This is a genomic window from Micromonospora sp. WMMD558 (genome assembly GCF_049315255.1).
In the GTDB taxonomy this organism is placed as follows: domain Bacteria; phylum Actinomycetota; class Actinomycetes; order Mycobacteriales; family Micromonosporaceae; genus Micromonospora.
This window is the reverse complement of sequence record NZ_CP186061.1, coordinates 3,841,529-3,863,838: the sequence shown is the minus strand read 5'-3', so window position 1 is coordinate 3,863,838 and position 22,310 is coordinate 3,841,529. Positions and strand designations below refer to the sequence as shown.

Below are 22,310 nucleotides of genomic sequence, written 5' to 3'. Positions count from 1 at the left end.
GTGCCCGGCTACCTGCTCACCACCGCCACCGTGGCGACCTGCCCGCACGGCGGGTCGGCGAGCTTCACCGCGAGCCAGGACCGGGTGCTGGCCGACGGCGCCCCGGTGCTCGTGCTCTCCGACAGCACGACGATCACCGGCTGCCCGTTCATGGTCGGCAACGTCGCCAGCCCGTGCACGACGGTGCGGTGGCAGTCCCCGGCCGTCCGGGTCACGGCCGGCGACCCGGTGCTGCTCGACACCAGCGTGGGGCTGTGCCTGAGCGCGGCGTCCGCGCCGCAGGGCACGCTCCAGATCAGGACGAACCAGTCGAAGGTGGAGGGCAGATGAAGCGGTTCGCCGCCCAACCCTGGGCCGTCGGCGCCGGCCGCCGGCTGGCCACCCGGTCGGCACTGGAGCACCTGGACGACCTCGTCCGCATGGTCCTGCTCACCGGGCCGAACGAGCGGCTGCACCGGCCGGGTTTCGGCGCCGGGCTGGGCCCGTCGACGCTGTTCCAGCCGCTCTCCCCGGACCTGGCCGGCACCGTGCGGGCCCGGGCCCGGGGCAGCCTCACCGACGCGCTCGGCGACCGCCTCGACGTCGTGGACGTGACCGTGACCGTCGCCGACTCGACGGTGTCCGCGCAGGTGGTCTACCGCCCCCGGCCGGCGGGCGAGACCCGGACGGTCACCCTCACCCTGCCGGCGGCGGCGCTGTGACCACCTTCGACGCCTACACCGAGCCGGTGCAGCCGCAGGCCAGCCCGCTGCGCCGGCCGGAGGCGCTGTTCGCCGGGGGCAGCGTCATCGGGCTGCGCGCGGCCAGCGCGACCGGCTCGGGAAGTACCCGCACCGTCTCGGTCTGGCTCTACGACGACCCGCCGGCCGGGCTGACCGCCGCCGGGCTGTGGACGTTCCAGGGCCGCCCGGCGGTCACCGTCACCGGCCCGGGGACGGTCGTCGCGGCGACCACCGACCCGGACGGGAATCCGGTCCCCGCGCACCTCGACCTGCCCGTGCAGGCGGTGGGCGCGGCGCTGCCCGGACGCGCGCCGTACCGGCTGGGTGTCGACCCGGCGGGCCTGGCCGGGCTCGGGCTCCAGGTCGACCCGCTGCGCCGGCACCTGCCGGTACGGCTCCGCCCGGAGTGCGGCGACGTGCCGGACTGCGTGCGGATCCCGGAGCAGCCCGCCCCGCTCACCCCGCCCGACTACGACACCCTGGCCCGCGACTACGCCGGGCTGCGGGCGATGCTCCTGGAACGGCTGGACGTCCTCGCGCCGAACTCCGACCACTCCCCCGCCGACGTCACGGTCACCCTGCTCGAACTGATGGCGCACCTCGGTGACCTGCTGCACTACCGCCTGGACCGGGTCGCCACCGAGACCTGGCTCGGCACCGCCCGCCGCCGCGCCAGCGTCACCCGGCACGCCCGCCTGGTCGACCACCCGGTGCCCCCCGCGACCAGCGCCGCCACGTTCGTGCACGTGCGGCGGGCCCACCCGAACGCCGGACCGACCGACAGCAGCTTCGTGGTCCAGCCGGGGGACACCGCGACCGACGCCGTCGGGGACCCGGAACGGTCGCCCGACGCCGCGCACTTCACGCTGGAGACCGACGCCCCGGTCACCGTCTTCGCCTCGCACGCCGAGGTGCCGCTCTACGACTGGACCGAGGCGGACGCGGTGCTGACCGCCGGCGCGACCAGCGCGGTGCTGGTCCGCCCCCGCCCGGCCGACGGCGCACCGCTGGCGACCTGGCTGCCGGTGGGCTCGCTGCTCGCCTTCGAGGTGGTCGCCCCCGGGCCGGCCGGCGCGCAGCAGGACTGGGCGCGGCGGCTCACCAACTGGCCGCCGGACGACGGCGGCGGCGAGCAGATCCGCCTCCCCCTCGCCTCGTTCCCGGCGCAGGTGGTCCGGGTGACCCACGCGGTCGAGATGACCGACCCGCTCTCCCCGGGCCTGCCGCTGGTGCGGGTGTTCTGGGACGCCGCCGACGCGCTGACCCGGCCGGTGCCGGTCAGCGTGGACCACTCCGGCGGCACGCCCCGCGTCGGCGTGGCCCGGCTCGGCGTCCTGCCCGCCCACCACGGTCTGCTGGTCGACGGTCCGGCGGCGATCGCGCCGCTCGACCCGCTCACCGGCGGCCGACCCGACCCGGCCCGCCAGCGGGTCGCGGACTACCTGCTCGTCCGCGCCGCAACGGCGGGACTGTCCTGCGCGCCCGGCGGCCGGCCGTGGCGGCTGGACACCCGGGTGGCGCTGCCCAGCGGCATCACCGTCGGGGCGACCCGGGTGACCAGCCTGCTGCGGGCGACGACGGAGGGGTTCAGCGTCGTGGTCGACCACGACGACGACCACCCGCCCCGGTTGCGGTTCCGCACCGGCGTGCTGGGCGTGGTGCCGCCGGCCCGGTCGGCGGTGACCGTGCGCTACGAGGTCGGCGCCGGCCCGGGCGGGCTGATCGCGGCGAACACGTTGACGCGGCTGGTGCGGAGCACCTCCCCGGCCGGGCAGCCGTGCGTGTGGGCGGAGGCCGACGCGAGGGTCACCGCGCGCAACCTCACGCCGGGGGTGGGTGGCGCCGCCGCCGTGCCGCTCGACGACGTACGCCGGGACGCTCCGCAGGCGTACGCGGCGGTGCCCCGGCGGGCGGTGCTGGTGAGCGACCTGCCGCCGTTCGCGACGCAGGTCCCCGGTGTGGCCCGCGCCGCGGCGCGCCGGTCGTGGTCCGGATCCTGGCCGGTCGGCCTCGTGGCCGTGGAGCTGGCGGGCGACGTGGACGACCCGTCGGTCGGCGCCGCGGTGGCCGAGGTGATGGACGCGGTGCGGATGGTCGGCACGGAGGTGGTCGCCCTGCCGGCGACCCCGGTGGGCCTGCTCGTCGCGGTGACGGTGTGCCTGACCCCGGGGACCGATCCCGCGCTGGCCCGGCTGCGGATCCTGGCGGCGCTGCGGCCGGGCCGGCCGGGGGCGGTCTTCACGCCCGCCGCGCACCCGCTCGGCACCTCGGTGTACGTGTCGACGGTCGTCGCGGCCGTCGCCGGGGTGCCCGGGGTGGACGCGGTGCGGGTGACGGAGGCGCGCCGGCTGTCCGAGCCGGCCGGGACGTACCACGAGGTGCTGGTGGTCGGGCCGGACGAGATCGCGGTCTGCGACGACGACGCCGCCGCGCCGGACCGGGGCCGGATCGAGCTGACCGTGGAGGGTGGCCGATGAACGCACCGGAGCCCCGTGAGCTGACGCCCCGGCCCGACCCGCCGCCGGGTCTGCCCCGGCTGCGTCGCCGGCTCGCCGACCGGTACGACTTCCGCGACGGGCTGCTCGCCGGGATCGCCGGGGTGACCGGGGCGGGCGGGGCCGGACCGCTGGGCGCGCGCCTGGACGTGGCGGGCGACCCGGCCGTCGTCACCGCCGCCGAGCTGTGGTCGCGGGTGGCCGACTCGGTCGCCGCGTACACCGAACTCGCCGCCGGCGAGCGGTACCTGGGCACCGCGCAGGACTGGACGGACCTGCGCCGGACCATCGATCTGCTCGGCCACCGGCCGACGCAGCGGACCGCGGCGCACGGCTGGATCCGCTGCACGACGGACTCCGGGGCCGGTCCGCTCGTCCCGGCCGGCACCCGGGTGCAGGCGCCGGGCACGCCCACCCGGGCCGCGCAGACCTTCGAGGTGGTCACCGACACGCAGCTGCGCGCCGACTGGGCCGACCTCACCGTCACCGCCGTGCCGACCCCGCAGCCGCCGCCGGGTCGCGGGCTGCGGCTGCTCACCGATCCGGGCTTCGGCGCCGGCGACCGGGTGGCGCTGGTCGCCGAGAAACCCTCGGGGTACGTGCCGATGCCGTCGACCTGGTGGGGCTGGCTCGGCTGGATGTCGATCGTCTACACCCTGTTCGCCAGCAACCTGACGCTGCGCGCCGTGGTGACGGTGACGAAGAGGTCCGACGACCTGGGCGCCTTCCTGGTCACCACCGACCGGGAGCTCGCCGGGCTGCTGGCGCCGGTCAGCGGCACCACGTACGCCGCCTACCGGGTACGCGCGAAACTGTCGCTGGCGCACCGGCTCAGCAAGTTGTCCTACGTGAACTCCTCCGGCGCCGCCGCCACGGCCGCCGTCAGCTACCCGGGCGAGGCCGCGGCGGTCGGCTCCGGCCACCTGCTGGTGACCGACGCGAGCGCGGCGAGCCCGGGTATGAACATCCTCGTCTCGAACGCGTACGGCGCGTTCGTCACGACGGTCGAGTCGGTCAGCGGCGTGGACTGGTCGGTCGCCCCGGGGACGAAGCACCACGTCGGCCGGATCGAGCTGACCGACCCGCTGCCGCCGGGCCAGCGGAACGACGACATCGAGATCCTGCTCGTCGACCACCGGGTCGTCGCCCAGCACCACGAGCTGCCGCCGCTGGCCCCCGGCGGGACCCGGCTGCGGGTGCATCCCCGGCCCGCCGAGGTGCCCACCCGGATCGCCGTGCAGACCAGCGCCGGCTGGGAGCTGGCGGACTGCTCGCGGGACGCCGGCGACACCACCGACGACGTGGGTGGCATGCTGCTCGTCCTCGGCTCCGGGCTCACCGGGACGGCCGCGAAGGCCCCGGCGACCGCCAACCTCGTCCCGGTCCGGCACGGCGAGACGCGCCGCGGACCGCTGACCGTGGCCGACGGCGGCACCGTCGTCCCCGGCCCGGTCACCGCCGACGTCGACCAGTCGGGCCGGGTCACCGACAGTCTCACCGTCCGGGTCGGCGGGGTGGCCTTCGACGAGGTCGACAGCCTGTACGGGCGGGACCCGACCGCACCGGTGTTCACCACCCGGCTCGCCGCCGACGGCCGCCTCGTGGTCCGCTTCGGCGCCGACGCGGTACGCGGCGAGGTGACGGCGACCTGGCGGGTCGGCGGCGGCCTGGTCGGTGAGCTGGACGCGACGCGGATCGACACGTTGCTCGGCAGCGTGCGGGGCGTCCGCAAGATCGCCGGGGTGGGCCGTACCACCGGGGCCGCCGACCAGGAGGACTCGCTGCAGATGCGGCGGGCCGCCGCGGCCCGGGTCCGCGCGCTGGACCGCGCGGTGTCACTGGACGATCTGGCCGACCTGGCGCTCGGCGTGCCGGGGACGAGCCACAGCGTGGCGTGGCGGGGCGCGGGCCCGGTGGGCTGCCCCTGCGGCGGGAGCGGTCTGCATGTGGCGTCGCTGCGGTTCGGCGACACGGGGGTGCGCGCACCGCTGCCCGCCGAGCTGACCTCGCTCGCCGGCTACCTGGACGCCCGGCGGGACACCTCGGTGGGCCTGTGCGTGTGCGCGGGCGTGCCGAGCGCGCTGACCGCCACGCTGACGGTGACCGCCGACCCGCGCCGGGACCCGGTGACGGTCCGGGAGGCGGTCGGCGCGGCGCTGCTCGACCCGGCCGGCCCACTCGCGCCCCGACCGCGCGACCTGGGCGTGCCGGTCGACGCGAGCGACGTGCTGGCCGTGGCGCAGGCGGTCACCGGGGTCGTCGGCGTGGTCGCGCTGTCGGTCACCCCGGGCGTCCGCGCGCCGTCCGCCGCCGAGGCCGCGATCGGCCGGACACCGGCTGAACGGTACGAACTGTTGAGCGTGACGGCGGTGCATCTCCAATGAGCGAACGTTTCCTGCGTATGGTGCCGCCGGCCCTGCTGAACACCGGGCCGGCCGGCGCCGACACACCGCCGCTGCTCGCGTTGCTGGCGGCGTTGGAGGAGCAGTGGCTGCTGCTCGCGGCGGACGTCGACCGGGTGCTCGACGACGCCTTCCCGGACAGCGCCGCGGACTGGGCGCTGCCGTACCTGGGCGCGCTGCTGGGGCTGCCGCCGGACGCCGACCGGCGCGAGATCGCGTACGCGACCGCGCTACGCCGGCGCAAGGGGACCCCGGCCGCCCTGGAGGACTTCGCCGAGGTCGTCACGGGCTGGTCGGCACGGGTGCGCGAGGGCTGGACGGCGACGGTGTGGTGCCAGCAGCTGCGCCACCCGGTCCGGCGTACCGCCTCGCTGGACCTGCGCAACGGCGAGCACCTGCTGGCGGGCACCGGGCTCGACCCCGCGCGACGGTCGGTCACGCCGGGCGGGTCGTTCCACCCGGCGGCGGCGACCGTGCAGGTGTTCCCGTGGCAGGTGCTCGGCTACGAACAGGTCCAGGTGGCGCCGCTGGGGGGCGGCCGGTTCGCGCTGCACCCGCTCGGCGGCAGCGCGCCGCTCTACCTACGGCCGCGACCGCTGGAGATCGCCAGCGACGCCGAGGACGAGCGACCACCCGGCGAGCCGCCCGCACCGCGTCGTCCGCGCACGCCGGACGAGCTTCCGGTACGCGCCACGTGGCGGCTGATCGACGCGCTCGGCGACGTGAGCTACGGGCCGGTGTGGACGCTCGCGGCCGACCATCCTCTCACCGGTGACGGGCCGGCGCTGCTGGAGCTGACCGTGGACGGCGTGCCGCTGCCCTGGGCGAAGATCGGGCTGACCGCCCTGCCGCCCGCCGGGTCCCCCGCCGCCCCGGCGGGGACGGTGCTCGTCGACCCGTACCGGGGGGTGGTGAAACCGGCCGGGGACGTGCCGGGCACCCTCCGCGCCACGTTCTACCGGGCCGTCCCGGGGCGGCTCGGCGCGGTGGCGAGCACCGCCGAGACCCGCGACGACGCGGGCGTGGTGATCGTCGTCGATCCGGCGTCGGGTCCGCACCCCGCCGGGCAGATCGTCGTGCCCACCCTGACCGCGGCGTTCGCCGCCGCCACCGCGGCGACCAGCAGTTCCAGCGAGCCGGACGCCCCGCAGGTGGAGATCCGCCTGCTCACCAGCGACCGGCTCGCCGCGCCCGCGGCGCCGGTGACCGGCACCCCGACGCTGACCCGGTGGCGGGTCGTCGCCCCGACCGGGTGCACCCCGGTGGTCACCGGGGACCTGTCCCTGCAGCTGACCGACGTGCGGATCGAGCTCTGCGGGTTCCTCCTCGCGGGCGCGCTGCGGATCGGCGCCCAGCTCGCCGGCGTCGACCTGGTCGGGATGACCGGCGACCCCACGTCCGGGCACGGGATCGACGTGGACCCGACCGCGTGGACGGTCCGGCTGGCCGCGACGCGCTGCCTGCTCGGCCCGATCCGCGCCGACCTGTCCGCGTACCCGATCCAGCTGACCGACTGCGTCGTCGACGGGCGGGGCGCGGCGCTGATGCCGTGCGGCGGCGATCCGGGCGGCGACCCGACCCGCGCCGCGGTCGCCGCCGCCGACCGGTTCCCGCCCGACCTCGTCGCCACCGGGGTCACCTTCGTCGGGCCGGTCGGAGCCGACGAGGTGTGGGTGACCGACTGCCTGTTCACCGGCGGGCTGCGCACCACCGTCACGTCCACCGGCTGCGTGCGCTACTGCCACCTGGGCGAGCACGACTCGCCGCAGGCCCACCCGCCCGCGTACCACTGCCTGACCGGGCCGTTGCCGCGCTTCGGCGGGATCGGCTTCGACTCGGCCGGCTACTACGCGCCGGTGCTGGACGCCCCGTCGGCCCGCCCGTCGCCGGCACTGCTCACCGGCGCGAGCGACGGTGGCGAGATCGGCGCCTACCACCACGCCCGCCGCGGGCCGCTGGCCGTCCGGCTGGCGCAGCGCCTGCCCGAGATGACCCCGCTGACCGTGCATCCGCACCTGAGCGTCGCGCACCCGGAGGAATGACATGACCGGAGACGTCACCAGCGTCCCGTTGCGCGCCACCGACCGGTGGACCGCTGCGCTCATGCAGCAGGGCCGGGTGCTGCTCGACACCGACTGGAACCTGGTCGTCGGGGGCTCCGCCCGGGACGCCCGGCAGCTCGCCCGCGACGCGATCGGCCCGGCCGGGGTGCCGGTCGGCAGCACCGCCTTCAAGGTGGAGTTCGTGGGCGGGGCGTTGACGGTCCGCGCCGGGACGATGTGGATCGGCGGGCTGCTCGCCCGCAACCCCGCCGACCTGGGGTACGCGGCACAGCCGGAGGTCGCCGCGCTGCCCGCGTCCGGCCTGGTGAACGTCTACCTCGACGCGTTCGTCGAGGAGGTGCAGGCGGCGGAGGACCCGAGCCTGCTCGACCCGGCCCTCGCCGGCGTCGACACCACCACCCGCACCCGGGTGGGCTGGCGGGTACGGGCCGTCCCCGCGACGTCCCCCACCTGCTCGGGCGCCGGCCTGCCCGTACCGGTGTCGACCGGCCGGCTGGACGTCTCGCGGACCGCCGCGCCGGTGTCACCGGACCCGTGCGCGCCTCCGGACGACCCGCGCAGCAAGCTGCCCGACGGGCTGCTGCGCATCGAGGTGCTCGACGCGGGCACGGAGAAGACGGCCCGGTTCGCCTGGTCGTACGCGAACGGCAGCGACGCGGTGGCGGCGACGGTGGCCGGCACGACGGTGACCCTCGCCCCGTCGCCCGCGGTGACGTTCGCCCCCGGCGACCTGGTCGAGGTGTCGACGCTGGCGCGCCGGGCCGACCGGCGCGACCACGGCGCGCTGTTCACCGTGGCGGCGGTGGCGCCGTCGGCCGGCGGCGACACGGTCACCCTCGGTACGGCCAGCCCGCTGGCGGGCGACCCGCCGGGTACCTGCCTGCGGCGCTGGGACGGGCAGGTCGTCGGCGCGGCCACCGCGGTCCCGCTGACCCTCGGCGGGGCCGACGTCGGCATCGCGTTCACCGCCCGCGCCGGCGGCTACCAGGTCGGCGACTGGTGGGGGGTGCGGGTCCGCGGCAGCGCCGCCGACGCGGTGGAGACGCTGACCGACGCCCCGCCCGACGGCGTCGTGCACACCGCCGCGCCGCTGGCCGTGGTGGACCTGACGAACAAGACCGTGCTCACGGACTGCCGGCCGACCTTCCCGCCGCTGACCGACCTGCGCGGCGGGACCTGCACGGTGACCGCGTTCCCGGGTGACGACCTGCAGGCCGCCCTGGACGCGTTGCCCGCCACCGGCGGCGAGCTGTGCCTCGCCGCCGGCACGTTCCGGGTCGGTGCCCCGCTGACCGTCACGGGCAAACAGCGGGTGGTGATCACCGGGATCGGACCGGCCACGGTGCTGGTCGGCGAGAAGCACGAGGCGGTGCTGGTCGCGACCCGCTGCCCGGACATCGAGGTCACCCGCCTGCGGGTGGAGTCCGGCCGGGCCCCCGACACCCCGCCCGGTGAGGAGCACCTGCTGGGCGCGTTGACGTTCCTGGGCTGCGACGGGGTGCGGGTGCGCGACTGCGAGGTGTGGTGCCCGGACTCGTCCGGGCGTGCGCAGTCGGGCATCTACGCGGCGCCCGACCCGGACGGCAGGCGTCCCGGCGCGGTGGAGGTGCGTGGCAACCGGCTGGAGATCGGTGACCACCAGGCGGGCGTCATCGTCGCGTCGGCGACCGAGAGCACGGTCGTGGACAACACCGTCGTGCTGTCGGCCGGCAAGGCGACCACGCTGATGACCCGCCTGGTGGCCCGCGAGCTGGGCCGGTTCGTCGCCGGCCACCTGGCCGCCGACCCGGCGGCCGGCGGCGGCGCGGCGGTCGAGCTGGCCGACGGGCGCACGGTACGGATGGGCGGCCCGGCCGCGCTGCGCCGGGTGGCCGCCGACTGGGCGAAGGCCACCTCGACCCGGCGGCTGAAGTCCCGTGCCTCGCTGCACCAGGGGCTGGCGCGGTTCGTCACGGCCAGCGCCACCGAACCGCACCAGGCGGCGGTCGGCTCGGTCAGCGGCCGGTTCCTCGCGGCGGCGCTGAAGGACACCCGGGCCGTCGGGCAGGGCATCGTGGTGGCCGGCGACCGGGCGAACCTGGTCCGGGTCGAGGGCAACGAGGTGACCGGGGCGCTGCAGGGCGTCCATGTGGCACTGCGGGCGGCCGGCGGGGGCCGGCGGGTGCTCGGCCAGGTGGTGATCAGCAACAACACGGTGTCCTGCGCGGTGCCGTTCTTCTGGGGCCGCCAGCGGCACGCCTTCTACGTGGGCAGCTTCAGCAGCCTGACCATGCTGGACAACCACGCGCGGTTGCACCGTACGGGCGACCAGACCGACGGCACGCCGGTCGACGCGGTGCGGGTGACCGGCCAGCTCGGCGCGTTCCTGCAACTACGCGGCCTCGACGCGTCCGGCCCGTTCCGGGCCGGCGTGGTGCTGCGCGACGAGGGGGCTGCGCAGAGGGTGTCGTTGCGTTACGTCAGTGACGTGCTCAACCCGCTGGGCGTCGGGGTACGCGTCGAGTCGGGCTCGTTCCTGCTGGACCGTTGCTTGCCATGACGGCGGGGAATATCCTCGTAGGTCCAGGCATGCGCCAACCCGCGGTAGGGACAGCCGAGACCTTGTGTAGCGGATGAGGGGTTCGACACCCCGTATGGCTGGACGGCACGGATGAGAAGGCGCCGACGAGGTCGGCGCCTTCTGATGTGTCCGGGGTCGTTCGGGCTCACCAGCCGTTGGCGGGGGTGATCGTGCCCCCGCCGGTGGGTGAGTAGTCGGCGTTGAGCTGGCGGATCCGGATCCGGCCGGCGGCGAACGCGGCCCGGATCGCGTTCTCCAGCGCGGGGTCGCCGAGGTTCAGCCGGCCCGGTGCGATGGCGGCCTGCAACTCGGCCCGCCAGGTGGGCTTGAGGGTGGTGGCCGGCGTCGGGAAGCTGCCCACGGTGGACAGCTTCACGTCGGTCGCGATGAGAGTCACCTGACCGTTGGCGTCGATCTGGGCGGTGTAGAAGTCGCCGCCGGGCACGTTCGAGCCGGTCGGTCCCTGCAACCCGATCTCGCCGCGGGCCAGTGCCGCCCGCCAGGCCGCCGCCTCGCCCTCGTCGGCCCGGATGCCGGTGATCAGCGACCGGGCCGTCTGCGCCGACGCGGACCGCTGCCCGAGCACCTCGCCGGAGAACGGGTCGACGACCTGGCGGGCCGGGTTGGGAACGAACGCGCCGGTGGAGACCCGGATGGTCAGCGCCTGCTGCGGTTGCTGCGCCGGCGCCTGCTGCTGGACCGGCGCCGGCGCCTGCTGCTGCACCGCTGCCGGCGCCTGCTGCTGGACGGTTGCCTGCTGCTGCACCGCCGCCCGGCCCTGCTGGACGAAGCCGCCGTCGCTGTCGCGCACAACGATAGTGGTCGAGGCGGAGGACTCCCCCACCCGCAGCGACGGCCCGACGTTGCCCAACCCGATCATGGCCGCGCCCGCGTACGCCCGCACGCCGCCCATGAACTGCCGGCCGAGCTGGAAGGCGCGCTGCTGGGTCGGGGTGACCGTGGTGGGCTGGCGGCCGGCCAGCCCGCCGACGGTGAGCCCCAACGCGCCGGCCTGCAACGTCTGGCTCCAGTCGCCCCCCGACTGGAGGTACGTCCCGCCGGCGCCGGCCAGGCTGGGCAGCCCCACGCCGACGCCGAACCGCGCTCCGGGTGAGCTGAGCCACCGGGAGCCGGTCCCGGCCGCACCGCCGAACATGCCGAGCCCGGCGCCCCACGCCCCGGAGCGCAGCACGAAACTCGCCCGGCTCTCGCCCTCCGGGACGTCGCTGAGCGCGGCGCCGGTCATCGACCCGATCGCGTTGCCGCCGCCACCGGCGAGCGCACCGCGCCACAGCTGCCCGCCGCGACTCAGCCCGGTCGCGCCCATGCCGAGGTTGCCGGCCAGCCCCAGGCTCGCCCCGCCGCCGACGCCGATCGCGAAGCCCGCCCCGCCGACCCGTCGCCCCTCGCTCAGGCCGGTCCGCAGCGCCGCCTCGCCACCGTGGCCGGCGACCAGCTCACCGCCCGCCCCACCGGCGAACCCGAGCAGGAAGCCCTCACCGCCGACGACCGCCCCGGTGCCGACCGCGGTCATGCCGGTGGCCAGCAGGCCGGTCGCGCCGGTCCCGGCGACGCCGGCCGCGACCACCGGGGCGGCGAGGATCGCGCCGATGGACAGCGCCACCGCGAACGCGAGGTTCCGGGTGATGGTCAGGCCGGTGACGATCGAACCGGCCGCCGCGACCGCCCGGTCGATGCCGTCGAGCACGACGGTCTGCGCCTGGTCGGCCTTCTCCACGGCGGTGAAGACGGCGTCCGCCATCTCGGTCAGCGAGCCGCGTTGCTGGGCGTTACGGAAGCGGCTGAGCGCGATGTTGGAGTCCGCCATCGGGTCGAGCATGCGCCGCTGGACGTCGACCGGCTCCTCGCCGCTGACGACGCTGACGAAGAAGCCGACGACGTACTGGTCCTCGTAGTTCAGTCGCATGTGCTCGCGCATGCGGTACTCGGTGCTGTCGTTCACGTCCCGCGCCCGGCGCGCCGCCTCCTGCAGCGCGGCGGTGACCTCGGCCCGCACCCGGTCGGCGAGTTCCTGCGGGAAGACGAGCAGCTCGCCGTCGTGCATGACGTACGCCATACCCGGCTGCTCCTGGTAGGGCCGGATCGATTCGATCAGCCGGATGTTCGCGAGCACGCCGGACCGGTCGGCACCCGCCGCCGGGGACAGGGCGCGGGCCAGTCGCTGCTGCTGCCGCTGCGCGCTCGCCCGGCCGAGTTCCGCGCCGAGGCCGGGCTCCAGCGCCGCGAGCTCCTGCCGCAGGATCCACCGGGTGTCCCGGCTCAGGTCCGGACGCTGCAACCAGGCGGTGATCAAGTCCACCTCGGCCCGTATCTCGTCCGGGTCGGTGAGCTGTCTGCTGTTCCGCTCCCGCAGGATGCGCGGCATCTCGGTCTGCTCGGGCAGCTCCGGCTGGGCGGGCGCCTGCCCCGCCCGGCCGCGGCCACGGCGTCGCGGTGGCGGCCGGTCGGCGGCCCGGATGGCGGCCTGCCGGCGGGCGAGCTCCGCCTGCAGGGCCTCCTTGGCCTCCATCATCCGGTCGGTCTCCTGCGAGCCCACGATCTGCCGGTTGAGCCATTCGTCGACGGCGCGCAGCTCGTCCACCAGCTCGGTGAACCCGTAGTGCCGGACATCCGGGGTCGTCTGCAGCCAGTCCTCGGGGGCGAACGCGACGTACCACGTGCCGGTGGTGCGCAGCGGCCCGAGCGCGTCGAGGTCGTGCGCGCCGTGGTGCGCCTGCGCCTCCGCGTCGTCGGGTGCGGCATCCCCGTCGCCGGACTGCTGGGCGGCGTGGATCAGCTCGTGGGTGAGCAACGCTTCGGGGAGCTCCTGCCCCGGCCCGACCGCGATCCCGATGTCCCGCCCGGCGGTGAACGCGGCGGCGCGGCCGGCCCGGGCCGCCGTCCGCACGTGCGGGCCGGTGTGCACCCGTACGCCGGCCAGCGACACGCCGGTTGCGGCCTCGACGGATGCACGGACCGCGCCGTGGACGGGCCGGACCGGGTCGGCGAACGCCCGCTCCAACGCCACCCGGCCGAACTCGGATCCGGCTGCCGGCCGCGGCGACGCGGACGGGCGTTGCTCGGTGGTCGGAACGGTCTTCACCGCGGGCGGGGCGGCGCTCGGGGCGGCAATGGCGTGGGATTGGCTCACCGCAACTCCATCCGTCCCTGCCCATCATGCCGGCGCGCCGATGGTCGAACAAGGACCGTTCGGGCTGGTGAGCATCACCGCGCCAGCGGACCCGCCGCGCGGTTACCGTCGCGTGGCGCGGGCGGCGGCGTCCTGCTGGGCGCGGGTCAGCGCGTCCACGAACGAGCGCAGCTGCGGGACCGCGGCCTCCTGGACCTGCTTCAGTTGCGCCATCATCTCGGACAGGTCCACTGCCGGCCCACCATGGCCGCGTTGGGCCTGCTGCTCGTCCAGGGCCGCGTTGACCGCCTCGACGATCGCGGCGGCTACCCGCTCCATCGGCAGCCCCTTCAACCCCGGATCGAGCGTCAGCGCGGCGAGCCGTCCATCCGCGCCCAACTCGGCCTCGACCCAGCCGTTCGCCGCGCTCGTGCGCACCGGCTCCGCGCCGCCGGTGGCTGCTTCCTGCACCCTGCCGGCGGCGGCGACCACCTGGTCCAGCATCTCGGCGAAACCCTCACTGCTCGGACGCATACCCCGCTCCCCTGTCCCCTCGGCCGCCCCTGAGCGTACGAACATGCCACACCGTCCGCGGCCCGCACCCGACGGACCCGGGACCGTCCGCGTAACCCGCGGGTTGGCGTCTGCCGATAGGATCCGTGCCGCCACAGTCCGTCACTCGATCGGGGGAACGGTGCCAGGCTTCGACGTGCAACCGGAGGCGATCCTCACCGCCGGCAACAACCTCGCCACCAGCGGCGAGGATTTCCTGGAGCAGTTGGCGGCGTTCGAGGCCGCCACCGCCGCCTACGACGGCGCCTGGGGCGACGACACCATCGGCACCTACATCGGCACCGCCTACGTCGCCGTCGCGCAGTGGGCGCTCGACTGCTGGCACACCGTCGCCGACGAGCTGGCCGCCGCCGGCGACGACCTGGTCGGCGTGGCGGAAGCCTACGAACGGGTCGAGGCGGACGCCTTCGCCGCGTTGAACGCCCTCGGCGAGAGCCTCGGCTGACCGGCATGGGACTGCAGCTACCGGGTGAACTGGTGTCCATCCTGGGCATGCTCGGCTACGACTGGCCCACCTCGGACGAGGAGCGGTTGTTCCAGCTCGGGCAGTTGTGGGTGGAGTTCGCGCCGAAGATGGAAGCCGCGGGAGCCGCGGCCCTCGCCTCAGCCTCCACCTACTTTGCGAACAACCAGGGCGAGGCGGCCCAGGCTTTCCAGGCGTGGTGGAACGGCGCCGACAGCCCGGCGAACGCGCTTGCCCAGGGCATCCCCGGCGCCTCCCTCGTCGGGGCGGGAATCATGGTCTGCGCCGGCGTCGTCCTCGCCCTCAAGATCCAGGTGATCGTGCAGTTGGCGATCCTTGCCGTGCAGATCGCCCAGGCCATCGCGACCGCCGCCGTGACGTTCGGTGCCTCGCTCCTCGAAATCCCGGTCTTCAAGATGATCACCTCGCTGATCCTCGACCAGCTCATCGCCATGGCCGTCGAAGCGGTGCTCAATGGCTAGAGGCCGAGGCGGGCGAGGCAGCGGACGGCGTGCGACCCCGGGCGGCGCACCGAACGCCCGCGGACCGATCGGCGCTGCCGGACGAGTCATCCCCGCCCCACGCACCCGCGCCCGGATCGACTTCAACGCCGGTCAGCCCGGAGCGTGGAACCGCACGGTGAACCGGCGCAAACTCCAACCCAACACGACCTACGTGGAACGCACCACCGGCTACACCTACAAGACCGACTCCAAGGGCCGGGTCACCCACTTCAGCGGACGTCTCCAGGCGGTGGACGGACACCGCAACGCCTACCAGCAGCGCGTCGCCGGCAGGCCGTTCCGCAAGTCGACCGACCAGGGCGGCCACCTGTTCGCCCACATCTTCCGCGGTCCCGGCGAACGCATCAACCTCGTGGCGATGGACTCCAACCTCAACCTGTCCGCCTGGAAACGGATGGAGAACAGGTGGGCGCGGGCCCTGGACCCGGACCACCCCACCCCCGGCGCCGGCTCCCAGACCGTCCGAGTCGAGGGCCGGGTGCACTACGATCCGAACTCAGCATCAACCCGGCCGACCGCGTTCACCATCACCGAGCAGATCGACAACGGCCCCAAACGCACCCACCGATTCCGGAATCCATGAAAGGTGCCGTCGTGCCTGACGGTCGTGACAGCGACATCATCACCCGCATCGGGCAGATCCTGCTGTCGGTCCTGCCCGACAACGCGGAAACCATCATCGCCAACGGCGAAACCGACGTCGACTACGCCAACGCGTCCCTGGAACTTCGGGGGCCCGACGGGAAAGCGTTCTACTTCTCCTGGGACGACAACCCCGACGAGGCCGTCGACGAGATCACCGACCTGCTCATCGACCTGCGGCAGGTGATGATCGACGACGGCGGCGACCCCTGGTACGGGTTCACCATGGCCGTCCAGCGCGACGGCGCCTTCGAGGTCGACTTCTCGTACGAGCCCCCCGCCGACTGACCGGACGCCACACCGGACCCCCTGTTCCGATGCTGGTGAACGTCCGACAGCGCAAGAAGCTCACCGCCCGCCTGATGGCGTCGCTGCTACGTGACGATCTTCCGGCCGTGCTTGCGCTGTTGCGCGCGGGGGCAGACCCGAACGCGGCAGACCGTGACGGCACCACGCCTCTCTACCTGGCCGCGCTGCAGGACAAGCGTGCGGCGGTGCGGATCCTCCTGGACGCCGGTGCGGACCCGAACGTCGAGAGCGGGCGCGGCGAGGAGGGAACACCGTTGACTGGAGCCGCAGCGTGGGGACATGCCGATGTCGTCCGCGAACTCCTGACAAGGGGCGCAGATCCGAACCTCCGCGAGGACCACGGCAGCGGGCTGTCGCCCCTCGAATGGGCCGTCCGAAGTGGCCACCCTAAGACGGAATCGCTGCTCAAAGCCGCAGGGAACGGTTGAGCGACGAGGACGCTGCGAGCTCATGCGACTGCAGCGCTCTGGCCCAGGTGCTTCTGCTGGGGTTGTAGCCCGGCACCGGCGCACGATCAGCGGCATGCCAGTGCGTTCAGCCGAGGGTGGGCCGCCCCTCGGCGATCTGTTCTTCCACCGGCCGACCGGACCAGGCCAGCCATGGCTCCGCGCCGGACTTGGGTACGACCACAGGTCCGTTGCCTACCAACGAATCGGGTATGTCCCTTGACTCGATGAAGGCGCGTGACTGGTAGCCCACGGACCATGCGGTCTCGTGCTCTCGCGCGCCGATGATCACCCATTCACCGGTGTGGATCTTTTCCATGCGACGTCCGTCCGACCGGCAGCCAGGCCAGCTCGGCGTCACGCTGCCTAACGCGCGGCAGATCCGGGTACTTGACCGATGCTCGCTGGCCGTGGCGAGGCCACGCGCGTTCGAGGTGCGGTGGACATCTATGGTCCCTGCATGTCGATCACCGACCAGGACCTGGTCATCGAAGCGGCGGAAGCCGGGGCTGCGGTCGTCCGCTCGCACTACGGATCATCGCTGACACGCTTGCAGAAGTCCGCAGGTGACTTCGCCACCACGGCCGACATCGAGGCCGAAAGAGCCATCATCGACGTGTTGCGTACCGCGCGCCCGGACGATCTCGTGCTGGGTGAGGAGAGCGGGCGCACGGGCAACGGCGACAACGATCGTACGTGGCTGGTCGACCCGTTGTGCGGAACGTTGAACTATGCCGTGCGTAACATGCTGGCCTCGGTGAATGTGGCGCTGCGAGCCGGTGAGCAGGACACGGTGGCCGCCGCCGCGGACCCGTTCACGAACGAGGTGTTCTGGACTGACGGTGCCGCTGCATACGTGCGTCGCGGTGGTTCGGACCAGCGACTTGCCCCGTCGGCCGAGTCGAGACTGGTCGACGTCAATCTCGACCCACCGTTTCCCAACAAGGGAGTCTTCTCGGCCGCCCGGATGCTCGCCGACGAAGGATTCATCGAGCAGTTCCGCCCTCGCGTCGTCTCCACCACCCTGGCCGTGGCTTGGGTCGCCGCTGGCCGCCGCGCCGCCTACGTCACCGATGGTCACCTGTCCGACAGCGTTCATTTCGCGGCGGGAATCGCCCTCTGCCAGGCAGCCGGTTGTGTGGTCACCGGAATCGACGGCCAGCCGATGCACACCGGTCTGGGCGGTCTGGTGGTGGCTGCGGACGAGCAGACGCATGCCGCCATACTGACCCTCGTCGCGAACCAGCGCCCACGAACGGAGTGATCCGGTTTCCCCTTGGCGCAGCGGGCATCGTCGTCGCTGGGCGCGCCTGTCGTCGAGGAAGCGGTGACCCGCACGATCCTCCACCGCCTTGGGGAGGCCGGCATTCCCATCGCCTCCGCCACCCGGGAGGTGACGCTCCGCCGGGCAGCTGGTGGCGAGTCGTGACGGACACCGTGTCCGGTCCATCCACACTCGCCGCCAGGCCCGGGTCCCGACGGCGGCACCGCTGCGGAACCGGCGGCGGTACCTTGTCCGGTCCGGCGGTCCGGGCAGCGGGACGGTTGCGGTCGCATCGGCGGGACGGGCGGGCGTCACAGGTCCGCCGGCTGTGGTCGGCGGAGCAGGGGTACGCCCGGCGGCCGCCGCGCCCGCCGCCGGGCGGACGTCCAGCAACCGGTCGAGCCCGGTGCGGTGCAGCGCGTGGTATGCCTCCGGGCCGACGTTGACCAGGCAGAAGCGGGATCCCACGTGCCCGCAGGCGCGGCGGGCGTCGAGCAGGGTCCGGGCGGCTGCCATCGGCAGGTGCCCGGCGTGACGCAGGTCGACGACGAGCATGCGCGGCCGTCGGGCGAGCGCCAGGTCCATGAGCAACTGTCGGAGGCGGGCCGCCGCGGCTGCGTCCACGACGTCCGCGACCGCCACCACCGCACAACCCCGACCGGCCTCGTACGTGCGCACGCGCAGGTCCCCGTGGCCGTCGACGGCGGGCCGCGGTTCCGAGGTCCGTTCGGACAGCGTCGCCCGCAACTGGGCGAGGGCCTGCGTGAGCACCCGCGACACTGTCATCTGCGAGGTGCCGAGGTCGGCGGCGATCTGCGCCTGCGTACGGTTGCGGTAGAAGTACTCGTGCACGGCGTGCCGGGCCCGGGGCGCCAGTCGCTCGACGGCGGCCCGCAGCGTTACCCGGTCGCACACCGCTTCCAAGGCCTCGTCCCGCGCGCCGAGCAGGTCCTGCTGTTCGCAGCTGTCGTCGTCGGGCCTCGCCGGCCGGTTCAGCGAGTCCGCCCGGTACGCCGACATGCTGCCCTCGGTGGCGCGGACGTCGGCCGCGCTGACACCGAGGGCGGCGGCGATCTCCCCTGCCGACGGCCGCCGGTGCAGGCGCTGCGTCAGGTCATCGCGGGCCCGGGTGACCTCCAGGCACCGCTCCTGCAGCCGCCGCGGCACGTGCACGCTCCACACCCGGTCCCGGAAGTGCCGTTTCAACTCGCCGAGCACGGTGGGGGTGGCGTAGCCGGTGAAGCTGGGGCCCCGGCCCGGGTCGTACCCGTCCACCGCCTTGACGAGCGCGAGCGCCGCGACCTGCTGCAGGTCGTCGAGGCCCTCGCCCCGGTGCTGGTAGCGCCGGGCCAACCGCCGGGCCAGCGGCAGGTTCCAGCGCACCACGTCCTGCCGCAGGCGGTCACGCTCGCCACCGGAGCACCGTGGGTCGCGCAGCCGGCGGATCGCCGCGACGGTCGCCTGCTCCCGGCGCTCGGCCCCGACAACACCGGTGTGGGTGTCCCGGACAGCATCGATCGAATACATGTCGCTCCCGTGGTCGTCGAGTGGGCGGGCCGTCGGCCCTGCCGCCGCGGGGCGCGGATGGTGCTCAACGGACGGCGCCAGCGCCGCTGGCACGGGCTCCACACCGATCACGCCCCGCCACCTCGGCACCGGTTGGCGGACCTGCCGTCCGGCGCCCCACGGTCAGCAATCTCCTCGACGTCGCCCGGAAAACCGCCTTTGAAGGATCGTCAACGACTTGTCACCGACCTGTGCAACGCCGACCGGCCCAGCGTCGAACGTCCACCCGGCGAGGTGACGGGAGGGCCGGTCGGACAACGCGCCGCTTGGGACCCACGGGCATCGTCGGTCGGCTCCCTTCCGTCGGTATCGGACCGGTTCGGCGCTACCACCGACGCCCGCGGTGGTCCGGAAACCGGGGGGACGGCCCTGCGTCGGGGCCGGCCGGGACGGGTAGAGCCAGCCGCCGACCGAGGAAGGGAGACGATCATGTTCAGCCTCACCGCCAACCGGGAAACCGCCGCGGAGGAAGCCGCTGCCCTGCTCGATCCGGCCCTGGACCGTGCGCTGCTGTGGCAACGCCTCGACGTCGTCGGCACCGACTTCGCCGTCGTCGACCAGCAGCTCACCGCCGCCGACGGCGTCGCGCTCATCGGCGGAGTCCTGCCGTACTGCCTGCACTACCGCCTGCGCCGGGAGCCGGACGGCCGGTGCACCACGCTGTCGGTGACCACCGAGGGCGCCGGCTGGCGCCGCCGCGTACGCCTGCGACGCGACGCGGAACAGTGGCGGGTCGACACGCACGAGAGCGGCGACCTCGACGCCGCGCTGCGCCGCGCCGGACGTCCAGTGGCCCCAATCGCCGGCATCGATGACACCAACCGCCTCGACGCCGTCGGTGAGATCGCCATCGCCCGCGCACCGCTGTTCGCCACACTGCCAGGGCGACACCGCGACGGGTCGGAACCGACGCGCACCCGGGTCGGCCTGGTCGTACCGCCGTCACTGGCCGTCGTCGTCGTCGACAGCCAGCGGCATCCGCTGCCCGACGGCGGCATGCGCGTCGAGTCCGACACCGGCAACGCCACCATCTCGTTCGACAAGGCCGGATTCGTGACCCACTGGCCCGGCGTCGCCCGACGGGCACCAGCCCACCTGGCCTGACCGGTGCCGTTTATCCGCCGCACCGCCCCGGTAGTGGCTGCGGAACGCCCTGTGCGACGACCGACAACGACAGAAGGGAGACCCCGATGACCCGCCAGAGTTCCCTGTCGCTGACCAAGCTCGGCGACAGCGATCAGGTCCTCGTCGACCCCGCCGAGGACATCCGGGGCCGCAAGGTCCGCGACCGGGACGGAAACGACCTGGGCAAGGTCGACGACCTGCTCGTCGACAGCGAACGGCACAAGGTACGGATGCTGCGGGTGGAGCACGGCGGCATCCTCGGCCTGGGCGCCACCCCGTCGTACCTCCCGGTCGACGCCGTCACCAGCATCTCCGACGACGTCGTGTGCGTGAGCGAAGCCCGGGACCGGGTGTCCGACGCACCCCGGTACGACCCCGACCTCGTCGACGAATCCGACTACTACCAATCCCTCTACGACTACTACGGCTACCCGCCGTACTGGGGAGCCGGCTACGTCTACCCGACCTACCCCTACTACCGCTTCTAGCGGCGGGCACGGTGGTGTGCCGGACCGAACCGGCACACCACCGCCCCGGCCCTCGCCGGCGGGACGGTCAGGCGCGCGGCCGGCGAGGCCAGGTTCAGGCTTCCAGCCGGCGGACCCGGTTGCTGACGTCGTGCACTCCGGGTGTGCGCCAGGCGAGGATGTGCGCCTTGGCGCTCAGCTCGGCCGTGACGAACGGATGACGATTCCTGCCCACCCCTGTGACGGTCCGGCGATGGGCGGCGGTCCGAGGTTTGCCGGCGGGGGGTTCGGGTAGCGGGCCAGCCAGGGCGCAGGCCTGCGCCGCCGGACGACCGCGGAGGAGGACGGAGCCGTGACGCGCCGATCGCGCTGGGTGGCACTGCTGGGCAGCGGAGCGATGCTGGTCGCCACCGCCGGCTGCACCGCCGACGACGGTGACACGGCGACGGCGGCACCGACCGCCGGGGCGACGGCCGCGCCGGCACCGGCCAGCGTCGACCTGCCACAGATCATCGCGCGGTTGCAGCCCTCCGTCGTAGCCGTACGGGTCGGGCAGGGCCTCGGCTCCGGGGTGGTGTTCCGGGACGGCGGGCTGATCCTCACCAACGAGCACGTCGTGGGTGATCGGGAGAGCGTGGAGGTCGCCCTCGCCGACGGCACGCGCGTACCGGCCCGGGTGGTCGCCGCCGACGCCGTCACCGATCTCGCCGTGCTCCGCGCCGAGCGCGCCGACCTGCCGCCCGCCCCGTTCCGCACCGAGCTGCCCCCGCCCGGCGAGCCGGTGGTCGCCCTGGGCAGCCCGCTGGGCTTCCTCAACAGTGTCACCGCGGGCATCGTCTCCGGCGTCGGCCGGGAGATCCCCGGTTCGGCGAGCCAGGGCAACGCCCTTGTCGACCTGATCCAGACCGATGCGGCCATCTCGCCCGGCAACTCGGGCGGCGCGCTCGCCGACTACTCCGGGCGGGTGATCGGCATCAACGACGCGTACCTCCCGCCGCAGACCGGCGCGGTGTCCATCGGGTTCGCGATCCCCGCCGCCACCGCCCTGGACATCGCCGACGACCTGCTCGACGACGGCCGGGTCACCCAGCCGTACCTCGGGGTGGCGGTGGCCCGGCTGACCCCGCAGATCGCCAGGTCGCTCAATGCCGGCACCGACCGGGGGGTCCTGGTTCGGGACGTCGACGGGAACGGTCCGTCGGCCGCGGCCGGCCTGCGCCCGGGGGACATCGTCACGCAGGTGGCCGGTGAGCGCACCGACACGCTGGAGGAGTTCCTCGGCGCGCTACGGTCGGTCGAGCCCGGCCAGCGCGTGTCCGTGACCTACCTGCGCGACGGCGACACCCGGCAGACCACCGTCACACCGACCGCCGCCACCCGCTGAGGCCGCCGTGCCCGACCGCCACCGGAAGCCGCGGCCATACCGCGCCGGGCGATCTCGCCGTCCGCGGCTCCCGCTCCGCCGGACGCCTGCTGCGCGCCGGCTTGGCGGATCGAGCCGGCCGGACAGGTTGATCACCGCTCGGGTGTGGCGGTCGCTGCTGTGAGGGTTGACAACG

Annotated in this window: 18 protein-coding genes and 1 pseudogene; 15 read left to right on the top strand and 4 right to left on the bottom strand. The window is 74.4% G+C overall.

The genetic code is table 11. From position 1 onward, the window contains the following. From ACN26Y_RS18585 to ACN26Y_RS18560, 6 genes are read left to right on the top strand one after another with little or no spacing between them, the layout of a single operon-like run. The gene (locus ACN26Y_RS18585; RefSeq protein ID WP_230688629.1) at positions 1 to 330 is read left to right on the top strand and encodes a hypothetical protein; all 330 of its coding nucleotides are present in this window, start codon (positions 1 to 3) and stop codon (positions 328 to 330) included. Continuing rightward, the gene (locus tag ACN26Y_RS18580; protein WP_155331501.1) at positions 327 to 701 is read left to right on the top strand and encodes a hypothetical protein; all 375 of its coding nucleotides are present in this window, start codon (positions 327 to 329) and stop codon (positions 699 to 701) included. Before ACN26Y_RS18585 ends, ACN26Y_RS18580 begins: the two co-directional genes overlap by 4 nt. Then, positions 698 to 3,199, top strand: a complete 2,502-nt coding sequence (locus ACN26Y_RS18575) for a baseplate J/gp47 family protein (protein WP_422733133.1) — start codon at positions 698 to 700, stop codon at positions 3,197 to 3,199. Before ACN26Y_RS18580 ends, ACN26Y_RS18575 begins: the two co-directional genes overlap by 4 nt. After that, a complete protein-coding gene (locus ACN26Y_RS18570; protein ID WP_422733132.1) occupies positions 3,196 to 5,601 on the top strand; it encodes a hypothetical protein in 2,406 nt (801 codons plus the stop codon). The genes ACN26Y_RS18575 and ACN26Y_RS18570 overlap by 4 nt, the downstream gene beginning before the upstream one ends. After that, on the top strand, positions 5,598 to 7,661 hold the full coding sequence (locus ACN26Y_RS18565) for a phage tail protein (protein WP_155331498.1): 2,064 nt from the start codon (positions 5,598 to 5,600) through the stop codon (positions 7,659 to 7,661). Before ACN26Y_RS18570 ends, ACN26Y_RS18565 begins: the two co-directional genes overlap by 4 nt. Before the next feature lies 1 nt (position 7,662). After that, positions 7,663 to 10,221 (top strand): DUF6519 domain-containing protein, encoded by a 2,559-nt coding sequence (locus ACN26Y_RS18560; protein WP_155331497.1) that lies wholly within the window; start codon positions 7,663 to 7,665, stop codon positions 10,219 to 10,221. A gap of 166 nt (positions 10,222 to 10,387) precedes the next feature. Here the strand turns inward: ACN26Y_RS18560 and ACN26Y_RS18555 are convergent, their stop codons facing one another. Further along, positions 10,388 to 13,393, bottom strand: coding sequence for an eCIS core domain-containing protein (locus ACN26Y_RS18555; RefSeq protein WP_422733131.1), 3,006 nt, complete (start codon positions 13,391 to 13,393; stop codon positions 10,388 to 10,390). Between the two features lie 102 nt (positions 13,394 to 13,495). Then, positions 13,496 to 13,906 (bottom strand): YbaB/EbfC family DNA-binding protein, encoded by a 411-nt coding sequence (locus tag ACN26Y_RS18550; RefSeq protein WP_155331495.1) that lies wholly within the window; start codon positions 13,904 to 13,906, stop codon positions 13,496 to 13,498. A 160-nt stretch (positions 13,907 to 14,066) separates the two neighbouring features. Between ACN26Y_RS18550 and ACN26Y_RS18545 the strand changes: the two genes are divergently transcribed. The 5 genes from ACN26Y_RS18545 (at position 14,067) to ACN26Y_RS18525 (ending at position 16,311) form a co-directional block, all read left to right on the top strand. After that, positions 14,067 to 14,390 (top strand): PE domain-containing protein, encoded by a 324-nt coding sequence (locus tag ACN26Y_RS18545; protein WP_155331494.1) that lies wholly within the window; start codon positions 14,067 to 14,069, stop codon positions 14,388 to 14,390. Positions 14,391 to 14,395: 5 nt separating this feature from the next. Beyond that, entirely contained in the window at positions 14,396 to 14,890 is a 495-nt protein-coding gene (locus tag ACN26Y_RS18540) for a hypothetical protein (protein WP_155331493.1), read from the top strand. A gap of 157 nt (positions 14,891 to 15,047) precedes the next feature. Beyond that, on the top strand, positions 15,048 to 15,515 hold the full coding sequence (locus ACN26Y_RS18535) for a DNA/RNA non-specific endonuclease (protein WP_196255620.1): 468 nt from the start codon (positions 15,048 to 15,050) through the stop codon (positions 15,513 to 15,515). Between the two features lie 11 nt (positions 15,516 to 15,526). Next, positions 15,527 to 15,862: an immunity protein YezG family protein gene (locus tag ACN26Y_RS18530; protein WP_196255619.1), complete on the top strand. Its 336-nt coding sequence runs from the start codon at positions 15,527 to 15,529 to the stop codon at positions 15,860 to 15,862. A gap of 29 nt (positions 15,863 to 15,891) precedes the next feature. Continuing rightward, positions 15,892 to 16,311: an ankyrin repeat domain-containing protein gene (locus ACN26Y_RS18525; RefSeq protein WP_366599728.1), complete on the top strand. Its 420-nt coding sequence runs from the start codon at positions 15,892 to 15,894 to the stop codon at positions 16,309 to 16,311. A gap of 106 nt (positions 16,312 to 16,417) precedes the next feature. Here the strand turns inward: ACN26Y_RS18525 and ACN26Y_RS18520 are convergent, their stop codons facing one another. Then, positions 16,418 to 16,648, bottom strand: a complete 231-nt coding sequence (locus tag ACN26Y_RS18520; protein ID WP_366599729.1) for a YrhB domain-containing protein — start codon at positions 16,646 to 16,648, stop codon at positions 16,418 to 16,420. A 141-nt stretch (positions 16,649 to 16,789) separates the two neighbouring features. Between ACN26Y_RS18520 and ACN26Y_RS18515 the strand changes: the two genes are divergently transcribed. Then, positions 16,790 to 17,593, top strand: coding sequence for an inositol monophosphatase family protein (locus ACN26Y_RS18515; protein ID WP_366599730.1), 804 nt, complete (start codon positions 16,790 to 16,792; stop codon positions 17,591 to 17,593). A gap of 384 nt (positions 17,594 to 17,977) precedes the next feature. Here ACN26Y_RS18515 and ACN26Y_RS18510 read toward each other — a convergent pair. After that, positions 17,978 to 19,120, bottom strand: a pseudogene (locus ACN26Y_RS18510) (SigB/SigF/SigG family RNA polymerase sigma factor); the annotation flags it as partial. Positions 19,121 to 19,588: 468 nt separating this feature from the next. Here ACN26Y_RS18510 and ACN26Y_RS18505 point away from each other — a divergent pair. The 3 genes from ACN26Y_RS18505 to ACN26Y_RS18495 all read left to right on the top strand — a co-directional run bounded on the left by ACN26Y_RS18505 (position 19,589) and on the right by ACN26Y_RS18495 (position 22,135). Then, positions 19,589 to 20,263: a putative glycolipid-binding domain-containing protein gene (locus ACN26Y_RS18505; RefSeq protein WP_422733130.1), complete on the top strand. Its 675-nt coding sequence runs from the start codon at positions 19,589 to 19,591 to the stop codon at positions 20,261 to 20,263. Between the two features lie 86 nt (positions 20,264 to 20,349). Beyond that, positions 20,350 to 20,772: a PRC-barrel domain-containing protein gene (locus tag ACN26Y_RS18500; RefSeq protein ID WP_366599732.1), complete on the top strand. Its 423-nt coding sequence runs from the start codon at positions 20,350 to 20,352 to the stop codon at positions 20,770 to 20,772. A gap of 331 nt (positions 20,773 to 21,103) precedes the next feature. Beyond that, positions 21,104 to 22,135, top strand: a complete 1,032-nt coding sequence (locus ACN26Y_RS18495) for a S1C family serine protease (RefSeq protein ID WP_422733129.1) — start codon at positions 21,104 to 21,106, stop codon at positions 22,133 to 22,135. The last annotated feature ends 175 nt before the right edge of the window (positions 22,136 to 22,310 follow it).